General features: G+C 39.6%; 15 protein-coding genes. 9 read left to right on the forward strand and 6 right to left on the reverse strand.

Annotated features, from left to right (window positions below; genetic code table 11):
- Positions 1–34: 34 nt before the first annotated feature.
- From ESZ26_RS11825 to efpL, 5 genes are all read left to right on the forward strand, one after another.
- Positions 35–547, forward strand: a complete 513-nt coding sequence (locus ESZ26_RS11825) for a phosphatase domain-containing protein (protein ID WP_146799719.1) — start codon at positions 35–37, stop codon at positions 545–547.
- A 398-nt stretch (positions 548–945) separates the two neighbouring features.
- Positions 946–2217: a sugar MFS transporter gene (locus tag ESZ26_RS11830; RefSeq protein WP_146799720.1), complete on the forward strand. Its 1272-nt coding sequence runs from the start codon at positions 946–948 to the stop codon at positions 2215–2217.
- Positions 2217–4811 carry a glycoside hydrolase family 3 protein gene (locus ESZ26_RS11835; RefSeq protein WP_223813311.1) on the forward strand — a complete coding sequence of 865 codons (2595 nt, stop codon included), beginning with the start codon at positions 2217–2219 and terminating at the stop codon, positions 4809–4811. The genes ESZ26_RS11830 and ESZ26_RS11835 overlap by 1 nt, the downstream gene beginning before the upstream one ends.
- 143 nt (positions 4812–4954) lie before the next feature.
- Positions 4955–5875, forward strand: a complete 921-nt coding sequence (locus ESZ26_RS11840; protein ID WP_146799721.1) for a M14 family metallopeptidase — start codon at positions 4955–4957, stop codon at positions 5873–5875.
- A gap of 96 nt (positions 5876–5971) precedes the next feature.
- Complete coding sequence (efpL, locus tag ESZ26_RS11845) at positions 5972–6544, forward strand: elongation factor P-like protein EfpL (RefSeq protein WP_146799722.1); 573 nt, start codon at positions 5972–5974, stop codon at positions 6542–6544.
- 80 nt (positions 6545–6624) lie between these two features.
- Here efpL and ESZ26_RS11850 read toward each other — a convergent pair whose 3' ends face one another.
- The 6 genes from ESZ26_RS11850 to pspF are packed head-to-tail and all read right to left on the reverse strand — an operon-like array spanning position 6625 to position 13037.
- Positions 6625–7407 carry a peptide ABC transporter ATP-binding protein gene (locus tag ESZ26_RS11850; RefSeq protein WP_190278402.1) on the reverse strand — a complete coding sequence of 261 codons (783 nt, stop codon included), beginning with the start codon at positions 7405–7407 and terminating at the stop codon, positions 6625–6627.
- Between the two features lies 1 nt (position 7408).
- Positions 7409–8398: a peptide ABC transporter ATP-binding protein gene (locus ESZ26_RS11855; RefSeq protein ID WP_070374109.1), complete on the reverse strand. Its 990-nt coding sequence runs from the start codon at positions 8396–8398 to the stop codon at positions 7409–7411.
- A complete protein-coding gene (locus ESZ26_RS11860; protein ID WP_146799724.1) occupies positions 8398–9291 on the reverse strand; it encodes an ABC transporter permease subunit in 894 nt (297 codons plus the stop codon). The genes ESZ26_RS11855 and ESZ26_RS11860 overlap by 1 nt, the downstream gene beginning before the upstream one ends.
- Positions 9281–10309 carry an ABC transporter permease gene (locus ESZ26_RS11865; protein WP_146799725.1) on the reverse strand — a complete coding sequence of 343 codons (1029 nt, stop codon included), beginning with the start codon at positions 10307–10309 and terminating at the stop codon, positions 9281–9283. Before ESZ26_RS11865 ends, ESZ26_RS11860 begins: the two co-directional genes overlap by 11 nt.
- 1 nt (position 10310) lies before the next feature.
- Positions 10311–11936 carry an ABC transporter substrate-binding protein gene (locus ESZ26_RS11870; RefSeq protein WP_146799726.1) on the reverse strand — a complete coding sequence of 542 codons (1626 nt, stop codon included), beginning with the start codon at positions 11934–11936 and terminating at the stop codon, positions 10311–10313.
- 9 nt (positions 11937–11945) lie between these two features.
- Positions 11946–13037: a phage shock protein operon transcriptional activator gene (pspF, locus tag ESZ26_RS11875; RefSeq protein WP_146799727.1), complete on the reverse strand. Its 1092-nt coding sequence runs from the start codon at positions 13035–13037 to the stop codon at positions 11946–11948.
- Between the two features lie 191 nt (positions 13038–13228).
- Here pspF and pspA point away from each other — a divergent pair, with 191 nt between their 5' ends.
- The 4 genes from pspA (at position 13229) to ESZ26_RS11895 (ending at position 16169) form a co-directional block, all read left to right on the forward strand.
- Positions 13229–13900: a phage shock protein PspA gene (gene pspA / locus ESZ26_RS11880; RefSeq protein ID WP_146799728.1), complete on the forward strand. Its 672-nt coding sequence runs from the start codon at positions 13229–13231 to the stop codon at positions 13898–13900.
- Between the two features lie 52 nt (positions 13901–13952).
- The gene (gene pspB, locus ESZ26_RS11885) at positions 13953–14165 is read left to right on the forward strand and encodes an envelope stress response membrane protein PspB (protein ID WP_070376993.1); all 213 of its coding nucleotides are present in this window, start codon (positions 13953–13955) and stop codon (positions 14163–14165) included.
- Entirely contained in the window at positions 14162–14608 is a 447-nt protein-coding gene (gene pspC / locus ESZ26_RS11890; protein WP_146799729.1) for an envelope stress response membrane protein PspC, read from the forward strand. Before pspB ends, pspC begins: the two co-directional genes overlap by 4 nt.
- A gap of 130 nt (positions 14609–14738) precedes the next feature.
- Complete coding sequence (locus ESZ26_RS11895; RefSeq protein WP_146799730.1) at positions 14739–16169, forward strand: YcjX family GTP-binding protein; 1431 nt, start codon at positions 14739–14741, stop codon at positions 16167–16169.
- Positions 16170–16191 lie beyond the last annotated feature (22 nt).

The raw sequence follows: 16191 nt of genomic DNA on the forward strand, positions 1-16191 counted from the left end.
ATGACAATTAACTTTATAAAAAGAAAGTAACTCAGTGAATAAACATCCTTTTGAAGTGATAGCGTTGGATAACGGTGCTCAGTTAATATTTACCCCTTGTCCAGGTACTAAATTAGTCAACCTTGAACAATCAGTAAAGCAGTTAAAGCAACAGGGCGTTTCTATGCTGATCACCTTGATGTTTACTGAGGAAATGGCCAGTAACAAGGTACTTTCTTTACCTGAACTCTGTCACCAGCATCAGCTTAGTTGGCTACAATTGCCGATTGTTGATGATGAAGCGCCGAGTAGTGCTTTTGAAGCGCAATGGGCAATAAATAAAACCAGCATAGTCGATGAATTGAAGAACAAAGGTGTGGTGGCTATTCATTGTAAAGGCGGTACTGGGCGAACAGGAACTGTTATTGCTTTATTACTGTTAGCACTAGGTTGGCCAGTCAGTAGAATTGTCAAACAAGTACAAAAAGTGAAACCTAAAGCTTTGAAAATTAGTAAACAACGAGACTATTTAAACCGTCAATTAACACACACCGACACACTATTTTGATCATTATATAAAGTCACTTTGCTGTCAGCACAGTACTGACATCATCTAAATAGAGCACAGCAGCAGATTAAACCGTCTGACAGGTTTAATCTGCTGCTGTGGTATCGATTCAACTTACGGCCTTGTTTAAATTCGCTTTTAACGCGTTCAATACCCACTACACCTCATTTAAATTGCAACTATTAGTCGTTTCAATCAAGATAAATTAATGACAGTAGGCCGTTAAGCAACCTCGCGCTTTTACGGCCAAACGATAATGAAAATAGCTAAATAACAACGCTCAGTAAAGTTTATTTTGTTATCAAAAACACCAATTTTAAGTGATATAAAGAACACGCTTGCTAGCTTAAGTGGCTAAATTCTTTATGTTTATATTTTAAGCAATAGGATCTAACCAAATGGCTGGAACATCTTTTACCTTAGAGCAAAGCAAAACTGTACAGGCGAATTCATCTAATGGACTCGGCGGTGATAACTCAACCGGCTTTGCGTTAATTTCATTGACATCATTGTTTTTTATCTGGGGTTTTATCACCTGCTTAAATGACATTTTGATCCCCCATTTAAAGGCGATTTTTTCGTTAAGTTACGCGCAGTCTATGCTAGTGCAGTTTTGCTTTTTTGGCGCCTACTTTCTGGTTTCTCTACCTGCCGGGTGGTTTGTCGAAAAAATGGGCTATCAAAAGGGCATAGTTGTTGGTTTAGTGATTGCGGCCTTGGGTTGTTTAATGTTTTATCCTGCCGCTTCTTTACATAGCTATCCGGTATTTTTGGCGGCTTTATTTGTTTTGGCGAGTGGCATTACCGTCTTGCAGGTTTCTGCAAATCCTTATGTAACTTTACTTGGCAAAAAAGAAACCGCCTCGTCACGATTAACCATGACCCAAGCGTTTAATTCATTAGGCACAACTATCGCACCATATTTTGGCGCATTATTAATTTTAAATGAAGTTACGGGTTCAATGTCAGCAAACAGTGCTGAATCAGTGCAACTGCCTTATTTAGGACTGATGGCAGCCTTGCTAGCGCTAGCTGCGATTTTTGCTTTTTTAAAGCTACCACATATTGAAAGTGCCGAAGTGGTTGAAGGTGAAAAAATTGAAGGCTCGCCATGGCATTATCGCCACTTAGTGCTGGGTGCTATCGGTATTTTTGTTTATGTTGGCGCTGAAGTGTCAATCGGCAGCTTTTTAGTCAGCTTTTTAGGAGAAGCTGACATCGCCGGTTTAGAAGAAACTCAAGCGGCAAAATATCTTACTTATTATTGGGGTGGAGCTATGGTTGGGCGCTTTATTGGCGCTGCAGTTATGCAAAAAGTTGATGCCGGCAAAACCTTAGCCTTTAATGCGCTCTGTTCAGTGATGTTAATTGCCATTACTATTTTAAGCACTGGCAACATAGCGATGTGGGCAATACTCTTAGTCGGATTATTTAATTCTATTATGTTTCCAACTATTTTTAGCTTAGCGTTAAGTGGACTTAAAAAACATACCAGCCAAGGAGCGGGTATCCTTTGTCTAGCGATTGTCGGCGGCGCAATTATTCCAGTATTACAGGGCCTGTTAGCGGATAGTATCAGTGTGCAATTTGCTTTTATCTTACCTTTGTTTTGTTACGTCTATATCGTCTTTTACGGTTTGAAGGGTAGCAAGGTAGTTACAACAAAATAATGAATATGAACGTAATCAAATACTTAACACTTAACAAAAAAAATTGCTTTCTTATTACGCTTTCTTTATTGACTCTTGGTTGCAGCCCTGCTGAAAATTCAACTTTAACGGGGCAAGAGATACAAGCGATTGCTAGCAATAAAGCTGATAAAATTTGGCCTAAGCTTGAAAGCGACGTTAAAAAAGATGCGCAAGTCGAACAAAAAGTGGCTAACTTACTGGCCGAAATGACCTTGCAACAGAAAGTGGCGCAAATGATCCAGCCTGAAATTCGCGATATTACCCTCGAGGATATGCGTACTTATGGTTTTGGCTCTTATTTAAATGGTGGTGGGGGTTTCCCCAATAATAATAAGCATTCAACGCCTGCTGATTGGGTTTTATTGGCTGAAAAAATGTATCAAGCCTCCATTGATGATTCACTCGATGGTTCAACAATTCCAACCATGTGGGGCACTGATGCGGTGCACGGTCATAATAATGTTATCGGGGCAACGCTTTTTCCTCATAATATTGGTTTGGGCGCAGCAAATAACCCCAAGCTTATTGAAAAAATAGCAGAAATAACCGCGACCGAAGTCATGGTTACCGGTATTGATTGGGTGTTTGCTCCAACCGTTGCCGTGGTTCGAGACGATCGGTGGGGAAGAAGTTATGAAGGGTATTCAGAAGACCCTGAAATTGTTCGCACCTACTCAGCGGCAGTCGTCAAAGGTTTACAAGGTCATGCTAATAAAGATTTTTTAGGTGATAAACGCGTGATCAGTTCCATTAAACATTTTATCGGTGACGGCGGCACGCAAGATGGCGATGACCAAGGTGATAATATTGCGAGCGAGCAAGAACTCTTTACTGTGCATGCCCAAGGTTATGTTGGCGGTTTAACTGCTGGCGCTCAGTCGGTAATGGCTTCATTTAATAGTTGGCATGGGGATAAAGTGCATGGTCATAAATATCTGTTAACCGATGTCTTGAAAAATAGAATGGGATTTGACGGCTTTGTTGTTGGTGATTGGAATGGTCACGGACAAGTTAAAGGCTGTATTAAAGAAAATTGCGCTCAGGCGGTTAATGCAGGCTTAGATATTTTTATGGTGCCAACACAAGCGTGGCGACCACTTTATGACAATATCATTGCACAAGTAAAGCAAGGCGATATTTTGCAGTCGCGTATTGATGATGCCGTAACGCGTATTTTACGGGTAAAGGTCCGCGCCGGACTTTTTGAAAAACCCAGTCCTGCTAAGCGGGTTTTATCGGGGAACGTCGCTTTAATGGGCGCCGAGTCACATCGTGAAGTTGCCCGTCAGGCGGTTCGTGAATCCTTAGTGCTGTTAAAAAACAACGGGCAGCTCTTACCTCTATCACCTAAGCAAGATATTTTAGTGGCGGGCGATGCCGCTGATAATATCGGTAAACAGTCAGGGGGCTGGAGTATTACATGGCAAGGAACCGGTAATAAAAATGCAGACTTTATTGGTGGCTCTTCTATTTATTCAGGAATTGAACAACAAGTTAGTGCTGCAGGTGGTCAAGTAACCTTGAGTGTTGATGGTAGTTACACCAACAAACCCGATGTGGCGATTGTTGTATTTGGTGAAGAACCTTATGCTGAAGGGCATGGTGATATTGATAACCTTGAGTATCAACGCGGTGATAAGAAAGATTTAGCGTTACTTAACTCATTCAAAGCAAAGGGGATACCTGTTGTTGCAGTTTTCATTAGTGGTCGACCTCTATGGGTCAATGCCGAACTCAATGCCAGCAATGCTTTTGTCGCTGCCTGGCTGCCGGGCTCAGAAGGTAAGGCGATCGCTGATGTTTTATTGAGAAGCCAAACTGATAATGTCCAACACGACTTTACCGGCAAATTGTCTTTTTCATGGCCTAAATCACCGACACAAATTGTTAATCGTTTTGACGATGACTACCAAGCGTTATTTTCATATGGCTATGGTTTGACTTACCAAGACGATGATATTTTATTAGCTGACTTATCTGAGCAGTCTACTGTCGTGCTTAATACGCATTTAACTACTGATGTTTTCTTAGGTAAAGCGATAGCGCCTTGGTCAATGTTATTATTTTCTCAACAACAAAATATTGAAATTGAGTCGAGTAGTGAATCGCTTGCTGGAATTTTTTATCGAACCGTAGATAAAGATATTCAAGAAGATTCATTTCGCCTTAAGACAACAGGTGCAGCAACTGCGGGTGTTAAATTTATCAACACTAACGGCTTTAGAGAAGATCTTTCTAAGGAGCTTCAAATGAACGCCGCTTTAACATTTTCAGTAAAAAGAGACAGTGATATTAACGCACCCGTTTATATCACTATGAATTGTGAAACGACTGGTGATAGTGCGAGTTGTCAGGCAAGTTATAATATTCAAGCACAATTAGCCGTATCTAAAAAAGGCGAATGGCAAACTGTCGCTATTAGCTTGCACTGCTTTGCTGAAAAAGGTCTGCTACTGAGTAAAATTGCTGTGCCTTTTGAACTGAGTACCTCGGGTGCGGTTAATTTGTCTATTAACCATATTCGATTAGTGGAAGATAAGGCGGCTAGCGCGCCGTTTAAGTGCCCGCAGTAGTCATTTAATTAAAAGGATAAAGCTGATTATTGAGCTTTGTCCTTATTTCTGGTCGAATCAGCGTATTTATTGATAATGATCTAACTGTTGTCTTGGTGTGCGTGTAAACTTGACCTTAATTTAAAATATCAAAAGACAATTAAATGAATCAAGTAGAAAATTACCCTATTGGAACGCCGGGCCAAAAATGGACTGAAAAAGAAAATATTCAGTGGTTTGCAGCACAAACGGTGCAACGTTCATATCAAGATGAAGTGCTTGAAAAGATAAGTGCGTTAAAAGAAGATTTCGACGTTCAACAGTATGGTGCATTATCACTTGATGAAAGTCGTTATCCTTTGTATGTGATTAAAACAAAAAACTGGCAAGACAATAAAAAAACAGTGTTAGTGACCGGTGGTGTTCATGGTTATGAAACCAGCGGTGTGCAAGGTGCATTGCGCTTTGCCCAAACACAAGCGAGCAAATACGCAGAACACTTTAATGTTGTTGTTGCACCTTGTATTAGCCCTTGGGGTTATGAAACGGTTAACCGTTGGAATTGTAAAGCGCTAGACCCTAATCGTTCTTTTTATCAACATAGCCCAGCCGAAGAATCAGCAGCGATAATGAAGTATGTTGCCGAGCTCCAGACTGATATTTTTGTCCATATCGATTTACACGAAACGACCGATACCGATAATTCAACCTTTCGACCGGCACTTTGTGCTCGAGACGCGATAGAAGAAAAAGAGTGGCAAATACCGGATGGTTTTTATTTAGTCGCCGACAGCGTTAAGCCCGTAGCGGACTTTCAAAAAGCCATTATTGATGCAGTTGAAGAAATTACTCATATAGCACCCGCTGACGAGAGCGGTAAATTGATCGGTGTACCACTTGAACAGCCAGGCGTTATTAATTATGCTGCGCGTGATTTAGGTTTATGTATGGGCTTAACAAATGCTACATACCTGACCACCACCGAAGTTTATCCTGATAGCCCAAAAGTTGATGATGAAAATTGCATCCTTGCGCAAGTGGCTGCTATAACGGGTGGTTTAGATTATATTTTAAAAAGTGAATAACGTTATAAAAACCGAAAAATTAGCACACTAAAACATTTTCATCATGTTAAGTTCGTGCTATTTTTCTCTAACATTTAATTTTAGGAATTATTATCCATGCCAAAGGCCAGTGATATAAAGAAAAATGCTGCGGTAGAGCATAACGGAAAAGTATTTATTGTAAGAGATATAGAGCGTTCAGTTCCTCAAGGTCGCGCTGGTGGTAGTTTATACCGTATGCGTATGTACGATGTTGTCACTGGCGGTAAGATTGATGAGACGTTTAAAGACTCAGATATGCTTAACTTTGCTGACTTAAGCCGACGCCCGGCGATGTTTTCTTACATCGACGGTGATGAATATGTCTTTATGGACAATGAAGACTACACGCCATACAACCTTAATAAAGAAAGTATTGCCGACGAAGTTCTGTTCATTTGTGAAGACACCATAGGTTTATCCATTATTATTGTTGATGGTGCTGCGGTTGGTATTGATTTACCACCGAGTGTTGAATTGGTTATTACTGAAACTGACCCATCAATTAAAGGCGGTTCGGCAACAGCTCGTACTAAGCCGGCGATTTTATCTACGGGCTTAACCGTACAAGTACCTGAACATATTTCAATCGGTGATAAAATCAAAGTGAATACCGAAGAACGTAAGTTTATGGGACGCGCTGAGAAATAAAGTACCGCGTTTCACTACATTTTTACGCTTATAAAGCCAGCATTATGCTGGCTTTATTGATCTAACCATTAGGTTAGTTGTTAGCGGTGTAATAGTTGGAATCTTTGGTTGAGGATAAGCTTTTTGGTATATTGATGTTTTGGTCGACTGAGAATTTTTGCCGTATCGCCCATCTCTACGACTTGTCCTTTACTTAAAACCATTATTTTATCGCTAAAATGCCTAACAATACCTAAGTTATGCGAAATCAAAATATAAGCGAGTCCCATTTGTTCTTGTAAATCGAGCAACAAGTTAATCATCTGCGAGCGTAACGAGGGGTCGAGTGAAGCTAAAGCCTCATCTAATATGATCACCTGAGGTTGTAATATTATCGCCCTAGCTAATGAAATGCGTTGTTTTTGACCACCAGAAAACATGTGTGGATAAAAATTCATATGTTCAGCGAGCAAACCCACTTTTTGTAATGTTTCTCGAATTAAACAATGGCGGTCTTCTTCATTTAATTTGGTATTGATCTGCAAAGGCTCATTAAGCAATTGCCCAATGGTTAAGCTTGGGTTTAATGTTGTACCCGAGTCTTGAAATATCATCCGTACATGCTGACATCTTTGCTTGAAGTCTCCTGGTTGTAATGTTTGACCGTTAAGTTTTATGCTGCCCGTTGAAGGCAATTCAGCGCCAACCAGTAATTTTGCTAAGGTTGATTTACCAGAGCCAGTTTCTCCAACAATAGCCAAGGTATGGTGAGCTTGTACCTCAAATGAGATTGGTTCGAGTGCGGTAAAATATTTTTGATTAAACCATTTTCGGCCTATTCTAAACGATTTACTTAAGTTGTTGACCTGCAATAATATGGGCATATTAATAACTTCCCTTTAATGAGAAGTGACAACTAAATTGATGTCCATGATAGTTTGTTACTTTAGGCGCAATAACACAGGCCTGTTGAGCTCTGGGGCATCTTGGTCCTAATCGGCAACCTATCGGCAAATGTTGTAAAATAGGAATACTGCCGGGCAGCGCCATTAACCGTGATTTTGCCGGTAAGCCACTATTCGACTTTGGGCTACTGTCGACCAGTGCTCGGGTGTAAGGGTGAAAAGGTTGTTCGAATATATGCTTGGTAGTACCCGCTTCAACAAATTGTCCGCTGTACATCACCGTAATAGTATTTGTCCAATGTGTGACATTCTCAAGATCATGACTTATCAACAATATCGACATGTTTTTTAGCTGATTTAAACTGGCCAATAGACGAAAAATTTGGCCCTGATTGGTACTTTCCATTGCTGCTGTTGGCTCATCGGCAATTAACAGGATAGGGCGTTTGGCGAGTGCCATGGCGATCATGACTCGCTGGCATAACGCTTCATTAAGCTGGTGAGGGTATTTTTTTAAACAAATTTTATGCTGCTTAATACCAACTTTGTGTAATAGGCTAATGGCGGTTTCTTTACGTTGTTGGTTCTTTTGCCAAAAATAGCCGGTTAATTGTTCACCATCAACCGCCTCGGTAAGTTGCATTCCTATAGTCATTGTTGGGTCTAAGCACGCCATTGGCTCTTGAAATATCATCGCGACATCTTTTGAAATAATGGCTTTACGCTCATCAACAGATAAGCGCATCAAATCTTTACCTCGCCAGTGAAACCTATCGGCATCGACATGCCATTTTTCATCAAGTACGCCGATAATAGCTTGAGCCAACAAAGACTTTCCTGAGCCAGACTCTCCCACTAAACCACGAACTTCACCCTCTTTCATGGTTAAACTGACGCGGTCAACCGCTAAAATAGGGTTAGTCGCTGATTTCAGTACAATAGACAAATTTCTGATATCGAGAAGGTTCATTAAGCTTCCTTACTGATTTTAAGGGCGTGTCTCATACCTTCACCGACTAAATTGGTCGCCACCACGGCAAAAAGAATCGCTAAACCGGGCAGGTAAACCGTCCACGGAGCAATATAGAATAAATCAATACCATTTTTTAGCATCGCGCCCCATTCAGCCATGGGTATTTGTGCGCCTAGTCCAAGAAAACCTAATGCGGCAATGTCGAGTATCGCGGCCGACTGGGCTAACGTTGCTTGGCTAATTAATTTCTCTAGAATATTGGGGAAAACCGAGTGATATAAAATTCTGAATGAACTCGCACCGTCTAATCGAGAAGCCAGAACATAGTCTTTTCTGAACTCTTGGGTAACGACATTACGGGTTATATGGACAAACTGCGGGATAAGCACGATGATAATTGCCCATAAGGTATTGCTCAACCCTGGCCCTAAAATAGCAACAATAACAATTGCCAATAATAAAGAAGGAATGGATAAAATTACATCAAGAAAGTGGTTAAGAAAACTCGATTTTATCCCTGATGTTAAAGCAGATACCGAGCCAATGACAACGCCAATACCTAAAGAAATAAGCACCACGACAAAGCTTAAGCCAAAGGTCAGTGACGTGCCGTGCATTAAGCGAGACAACATGTCACGACCTAAGTTATCTGTGCCCAATAAAAAGCTGACATTACCATCTTCGTGCCATGCTGGCGGCAGTAATAAAAAATCTAAGTGATTTTCGACCGAGGTGTAGGGTGTTATAAACGGTGCAAATAACGCGAGAATCGTTAAGAAGATAAAACAGCTAAAACCTATCATCACTACCGGTGTGACTTTGAAATTATGCCAAAGTTGCAGTAATGGCGAGGGAAACTCTTCCTCTAAATATATTTTATCACGCGCCATTACGACTCTCTCTTGCTAACGGGTTAAGTGCTGCATAGATAAAATCGATGACAATATGCACAATAAAAATAAAACTAGAAAGCGCTAACAGCCCACCTTGAATTGAGGTGTGGTCACGCTGAAATATACTTTCTATTAGCCATCGACCAATACCTGGCCAGCTAAAGATAACTTCAGTCACCATGGCAATAGTCACTAAGTTAGCAAACTGTAAACCAACATCACGAATAACGTGCACCATAGCATTTCGTATCGCGTGATGATAAATAATTTGCCTAAAGCTTAACCCTTTTGCTTTAGCCGCACGTATGTATTGGCTGTCGAGCACATCCATCATCGCCGTACGGGCTAAGCGCACAAAGATGGTCGCTGGTGCAAGGGCAATAACGCAAGCGGGTAGAAATATATGCGCGCTGGCATCCTGAAAGGCTTGCCATTTATAAGGACTGTCACTTAATAAAATATCTATAAACTGTATACCAGTAACATGTTCTATTTCAAACACTAAGCTAAGCTGTCCTGCTGATGGCAGCCAACCTAATTGGATAGAAAAAACAAGAATGGCTAATAAGCCTAACCAGAAAACAGGAATTGAATAACCCAGCATCGAGACAGTTAAAATAATATTATCGGTGGCTTTACGGTGTTTAATGGCAGCAATAAAGCCAATAGGAATACCAAAGATCATGGCAATAAAAAGCGCGACTAAGGTGAGTTCAATCGTGGCCGGTAAAAAGCTCATGATCTCGTTACTAATAGATAATTGGCTGGCCATTGAAATACCTAAGTCACCCTGAAATAGATGACTTATATAGGCAATATATTGTTGAGCAATATTATTATCTGTTTGATACTGCTCAGCTAAAACCATCAGTTGTTTAGGTGTCGCATTGACTTGCCCAGAAATATTAATTAATTGCTCACCGGGGAACAAAAAACTCAAACTAAAAGACAGCAAGGTCAGTAAAAACATTGTAAAAATAAATAAATTTAGGCGGCGTAGGGTAAATATCAGCATATTAGTTTTTACTCACCTTACTAAAATCGATACCACCAAAGGGAGATAATAATTCTCCTTTAACAATATTCTTCCTTGCTTGAAATCGTTTAGAGTGGGCAATGGGTATTAGCGGTACCTCAGTAGAAATAATCGCTAACGCATGGCTATAGAATTCTTTGCGCTGAGCGACATTGGTGGTTTCTAATGCTTGCTGTATCAAGTTATCAAACTCTTTATGACACCAGAATGTTCTGTTGTTACCACTTTTAGCCGAAGAGCAGCTCAATAGTGGCGTGAAAAAATTATCAGGGTCTGGGTGATCGGCTGACCAGCCTAATAAAACACTTTGATGCTCACCTTTTGAAAGCTGTTCAAGAAAAGAGCCCATATCGAGTGAATTTTCAATCAGTACATTGATCCCTATTTTCTTTAAATCTGCTTGAATTAATTTCGCCATGGTAACCGCGTCAGGATTGTATGCCCGTTGCACAGGTAACGCCCATAAATTCATGGTGAAACCGTTTGGAAAACCTGCTTCAGTTAATAGTTTTTTTGCAGCCGCTAAGTCATAGGTTTGTGGCAAAGTATGCTTATCATAAGCCCAAGATGTTCTCGGTAAGAGACTGTGTGCTATATCCGCTTTTGATTGATATACCGTATCAATAATGGCTTGCTTGTTAACCGCTAATGCGACGGCTTGTCGAACTTTTACATTATTAAAAGGCGGCTTTAGCGTGTTAAAACCAAGATAGCCGACATTAAACGAAGTAACCGCTTGTAGCTTTAATTCAGGTTTACTTTTTATCTTGTTATGAGCAATGGGGAAAGCAATAACATCACACTCACCGGCTAATAATTTTGTTAATCGCCCAGTATTACTCGGCGTTATATCAAAAATAAGTTGCTCTAAGGTACTCGGTTCATCCCAATATGGCTTATGGGGAGCATAGCGAATATAAGCGCCGGGGCGATAATCTTTTAGTTTAAAGGGACCCGTACCAATAGGCAGCGTGTCTATTTCTCGCTTAATATTTTTTAACACTAAGGTGTCAGCATATTCCTTTGATAATATCACCGCAAAATCACTGGCAATGTTAGCCAATATAGAACTGTCCGCGTATTTAAACTTAAAACGTATGGTGTACTCATTGATTTTTTCAATACTTTCAACGACATTTGAAAAACTTACACTTTGAAAAAAAGGATATTTCCCTCCCGAAACTTGATGAAACGGATGCTTGGGTAATAAAATACGGTTAAAACTGAACAGTACATCATCAGCATTAAAAAAGCGTGTTGGGGTAAAATAATCTGTTTGATGAAAGGCGACATTTTTGCGCAAATAGAAAGTAACCATTTTACCATCACGTGTCACATGCCAAGATTTTGCTAGCGAGGGTGCGATAGTATTATCTTCACCTCGAAATGAAATTAATCGGTTGTAGAGTTGATTAGACGTAGCATCAATGGTGGTACCAGAGGTCACCGTTTGCGGGTTAAAACTTTCAGGAGAACCCTCTGAGCAATAGACAATACTATGGTCACTTAATGATTGATCATTATCGCTATTACATGCCGTTACCCAGCATAAAAAGGGCAATGTCATTATTTTCAATAAATGTTTGTTAACAGCGAATATCGACATATAACTTAACTACCCTTCGTCTACTGCACTTTCTAATAAGTTGTACTTTTTCAAGTAACCTCTTAGTTGATGATAGGTTAATTTGAGTGCGTCGGCAGTTTTCTTTTGATTATATTGACAACTTTCTAAAGCTGATTGAATCAAATCAATTTCATAATCTTGAGAAAGGTCTTTTAATGATAAAGGAAAGACCAGTGATTTACTCACTGGCAGTTGTTGTTGAATGATTTCTTGACGTTTCTCTTCGTTATTTTCTTTGTCAATACTTGGCACGGACACCGAGATTCTATCTTGGGTTTTAATGCGCTGAGAAGGTCGATAAGGTGATTCAAAAGGGTCAATAACCAAGTCATGTACCGGTAAATGTGGGTTGTTACAACGGTACACACTGCGTTCAACGACATTTTTTAATTCACGGACGTTACCCGGCCAATGATATTCAAGCATGGCACGTTTTGCTTTTTCAGTAAAACCACTAAAGAGCTCAAATTCTAATTCTCGCGCCATATTAATGGCAAAGCTTTCGGCTAACATCATAATATCTTCAATACGTTCTCGAAGTGGTGGTAGGGTTATAACATCAAAAGCAAGTCGGTCAAGTAAATCTGCTCTAAATTCACCGGCATCGGCTAAGGTGGGTAAATCTTCATTGGTTGCGGCAATTAAGCGAACGTTGGTGTTAATGGTTCTTGAACCACCGACGCGCTCAAACTCACCATATTCAACAACTCTTAATAGTTTTTCTTGAATAAGACCCGAAGTATTGGCTATTTCGTCAAGAAATAAAGTGCCATTGTCCGCACGTTCAAAACGACCTTCATGGCGTTTACTCGCGCCGGTAAATGCACCACTGTCATAGCCAAATAATTCTGTTTCTAATAAATTCTCATTTAATGCCGCACAATTAAGCTTTAAATAACTTTGATCCCAACGTTTAGATAAGTAATGAAGACGAGCGGCGATAAGCTCTTTACCGGTGCCCCTTTCTCCAATAATAAGCACGGGTTTACTCAAAGGTGCTATTTGTGAGACTTGCTCTAAAACTTCAAGAAAATTATTTGCTTGTCCAAGAAGATTATCCTTTTGGTTAAAACGCGACATTACTTGACCTAATAATTGGTTTATTTCACTAACAAATAGTGTATTTTATTAATCATCAGGTTTGAAGTGTTTTTTTTAATTATAATAACTTTATTTAAAACATGGAGTTAAGTTAATAGGAAAACTTGGCGCAGAACATGAATAAAGAATAGCAGTAACATTAAATAAAATAATTGAATGAGGAAGTTGTTATGGGTATTTTTTCTAGGTTTACAGATATTATAAATTCGAATATTAACAACCTGTTAGATAAAGCAGAAGATCCTGCAAAAATGGTACGATTGATCATTCAAGAAATGGAAGATACTTTAGTTGAAGTACGTTCGTCATCCGCTAAAATTTTAGCGGATAAGAAAGATTTAGCTCGTCAAGCGACTCGTTTTGAAAAAGATGAGCAACAATGGCAAGAAAAAGCGGAATTAGCTTTAAGCAAAGGCCGTGAAGATTTAGCAAGAGCTGCGCTCGTTGAAAAGAAAAAGTGTGGTGAGAATGCGCTGTCACTTTTAGATGAGTTGAACAATGTTGATGATCACATTGCTAAATTACAAAGTGAAATTTCTCAGTTACAAGAAAAGCTAGCGGATGCTAAAGCGAGACAAAAAGCGATTATCATGCGAGAAAAAACAGCAACTTCTCGTTTAAAGGTGAAAAAGAATATCGACAGTGGCCGTGTTAATGACGCACTTAGCCGCTTTGACAGCTACGAACGTAAAATTGATGATATTGAATCACAAGTTGAGTCTCTTGATTTAGGGAGTAAATCATTAGCGGATGAAATCGCTGATTTAGAATCTGATGAAAATATTGATGATGAATTAGCACAATTAAAAGCTAAAATGAAATCAGCTAACAAAACTAAATAACTCAGTTTGTGTTGAATAACCTATAAGGAGAAGTATTGTGGAAGAACTTATAATGGTTCCTGTCATCATTTTTATGTTGTTAGTTGCCCCTATTTGGTTGATTTTACATTACCGTAGTAAGCGCCAGATAACGCAAGGTTTTAGTGAAGAAGAGTACAAGCAATTATCTGAACTTTCTGAATTAGCAGATAAGATGACCGATAGAATTAAAACCCTTGAGGCTATCTTAGATGCTGAAACACCTGACTGGAGAAGTAAGGTATGACCGACAAGCGCCGTGGTGAATTATACAGAAACTCGAGCCAAGGAAAAATCGCTGGCGTCTGCGCGGGTTTAGCCGATTATTTTGGTTGGGAAACATGGTTAGTGCGTATTCTAGTGGTTTCGGGTGTCTTACTAGGTATGGGGTGGTTTGTCGTTATTTACATAGCGGGTTGGTTTATTTTAGATAAAAAACCAGGCGTAACCGCTAAAAAATCTCAACCAACACAATCACCATATGCATCAGCTACCAAGCACACAGAAGAAGAGCTTTCGTCTGAATCAATTAAGGTGAAATCGCGTATTTGGCAATCGGGAGAGCCACCTAAGCAAGCTTTTCAAGACATTAGGCATAAATTTAAATCACTAGAAAGAGAAGTTCGAGCGATGGAGCATTATGTTACCTCACCTGAGTTTACTGTTTCTCGAGAAATCAATAAGCTGTGATCAGCAAAAATGAAAAAGCGGCCTTTGCCGCTTTTTTTTATTGTTCACCGCTAAATAGTTAAGCAGACGACTTGTCTTTGTGATTAAGTGTAACCATTAAATATTAATATAACTTTCAGTAAGATAATTCATGGCATTTATAAATAAAAAAAAGCTGAATAAATTAAAACAAAAAGCGAGCGATTTATTAAATAGAACGCTCGATCAACATGTTACTTTAGCTGTTACTGGCCTTAGTCGCAGTGGAAAAACAGCCTTTATTACCTCTTTAGTCAACCAACTGGTCAATGAAGGCAATAATTCACAACTCGGTTTTTTTAATGTCGTTCATCAAGGGCGCTTCATTGCCGCTAAACGTGTTCCTCAAAAACACTTACACATTGGCCGTTTTGAATATGACCGAGCGATGTTAGCTTTTTCACAAAACGAGCCGACATGGCCCGAGCCAACCCATGGTATTAGTGAAATGCGCTTAGCTATTCGCTATAAGCCAAAAGAGTCATTGTTGAAATATGCCAGTGATACAGCAACCTTATACTTAGATATTACTGATTATCCAGGAGAATGGTTGCTTGATTTACCGATGTTAAATCAAACGTTCGAACAGTGGTCAAAACAAACAACAGCATTGTTACTTACCGAACCCAGGTTTAAATCAGCGAAAAGTTTTATTGAAAAGGTTAATCAAATAGATCCCTTTGCCAAGGTTGATGAGCAGATGTTGGCTGATTTATCTAAAGAATATACCGATCTTTTATTGCACTTTCGCTATGAACTTGGATTGTCAGTTATTCAGCCAGGACGGTTTATTTTACCTGGAGAATTAGCAGATGCGCCTATCTTACAATTTTTTCCCTTTACTGATTTTGAGCAAATGGATAAAAACGCTTATCAAAATGCCAGTGATGACTGTTTAATCGGTATGTTAAGAGCCAGATTCATTGAATATAAAGAACGTGTTGTTAAAGCTTTTTATAAAGAACACTTTGTTAATTTCGATCGACAAATTGTATTGGCAGACTGTTTAACGCCCTTAAACAACGGCCCAGAAAGTTTTGCTGATTTAAAAATGGCGATGACCATGATCATGGAAAGCTTTAGTTATGGTCAAAGTAGTTTGTTTTCTCGATTGTTTGCGCCAAAAATTGATAAATTATTATTTGCTGCCACCAAAGCTGACCATGTTACACCAGAGCAACACCATAACTTGGTAAGATTACTCGACCAGCTTGTTTATCAAACTAAGCATCAGTTAAATTATGATGTGATTGAAATGAAAACACTGGCGTTAGCATCAGTTAAAACAACCCAAGCAGGAACAAGTCGTTATCAGGGGCAGGACATTCCGGTGCTTCGTGGGAAACGTAGTGAAAATGGTGAGCTTATTACCGTATTTCCGGGGGCGGTGCCAAGTAAACTACCCGAGCAAAATTTTTGGCAGCGAGAGCCTTTTAATTATATAAGTTTTGCTCCAATGAATCCGATTGGACAACACGAATGTTTACCACACCTGCGCATGGATCAAGTAATGCAGTTTTTACTGGGTGATAAAATGAAATGACCGATCAAGTAATGCAGTTTTT

This window comes from Colwellia hornerae, assembly GCF_007954355.1.
GTDB lineage: Bacteria > Pseudomonadota > Gammaproteobacteria > Enterobacterales > Alteromonadaceae > Colwellia_A > Colwellia_A hornerae.

Bases quoted from the DNA above. Each gene is read 5' to 3' on its own strand.
- efpL (WP_146799722.1), top strand. From the start codon at position 5,972: ATGCCAAAGGCCAGTGATATAAAGAAAAATGCTGCGGTAGAGCATAAC.
- ESZ26_RS11835 (WP_223813311.1), top strand. From the start codon at position 2,217: ATGAATATGAACGTAATCAAATACTTAACACTTAACAAAAAAAATTGC.
- pspC (WP_146799729.1), top strand. From the start codon at position 14,162: ATGACCGACAAGCGCCGTGGTGAATTATACAGAAACTCGAGCCAAGGA.
- pspA (WP_146799728.1), top strand. From the start codon at position 13,229: ATGGGTATTTTTTCTAGGTTTACAGATATTATAAATTCGAATATTAAC.
- ESZ26_RS11870 (WP_146799726.1), bottom strand. From the start codon at position 11,936: ATGTCGATATTCGCTGTTAACAAACATTTATTGAAAATAATGACATTG.
- ESZ26_RS11830 (WP_146799720.1), top strand. From the start codon at position 946: ATGGCTGGAACATCTTTTACCTTAGAGCAAAGCAAAACTGTACAGGCG.
- ESZ26_RS11840 (WP_146799721.1), top strand. From the start codon at position 4,955: ATGAATCAAGTAGAAAATTACCCTATTGGAACGCCGGGCCAAAAATGG.
- ESZ26_RS11850 (WP_190278402.1), bottom strand. From the start codon at position 7,407: ATGCCCATATTATTGCAGGTCAACAACTTAAGTAAATCGTTTAGAATA.
- ESZ26_RS11895 (WP_146799730.1), top strand. From the start codon at position 14,739: ATGGCATTTATAAATAAAAAAAAGCTGAATAAATTAAAACAAAAAGCG.
- pspF (WP_146799727.1), bottom strand. From the start codon at position 13,037: ATGTCGCGTTTTAACCAAAAGGATAATCTTCTTGGACAAGCAAATAAT.
- ESZ26_RS11865 (WP_146799725.1), bottom strand. From the start codon at position 10,309: ATGCTGATATTTACCCTACGCCGCCTAAATTTATTTATTTTTACAATG.
- ESZ26_RS11855 (WP_070374109.1), bottom strand. From the start codon at position 8,398: ATGAACCTTCTCGATATCAGAAATTTGTCTATTGTACTGAAATCAGCG.
- pspB (WP_070376993.1), top strand. From the start codon at position 13,953: ATGGTTCCTGTCATCATTTTTATGTTGTTAGTTGCCCCTATTTGGTTG.
- ESZ26_RS11860 (WP_146799724.1), bottom strand. From the start codon at position 9,291: ATGGCGCGTGATAAAATATATTTAGAGGAAGAGTTTCCCTCGCCATTA.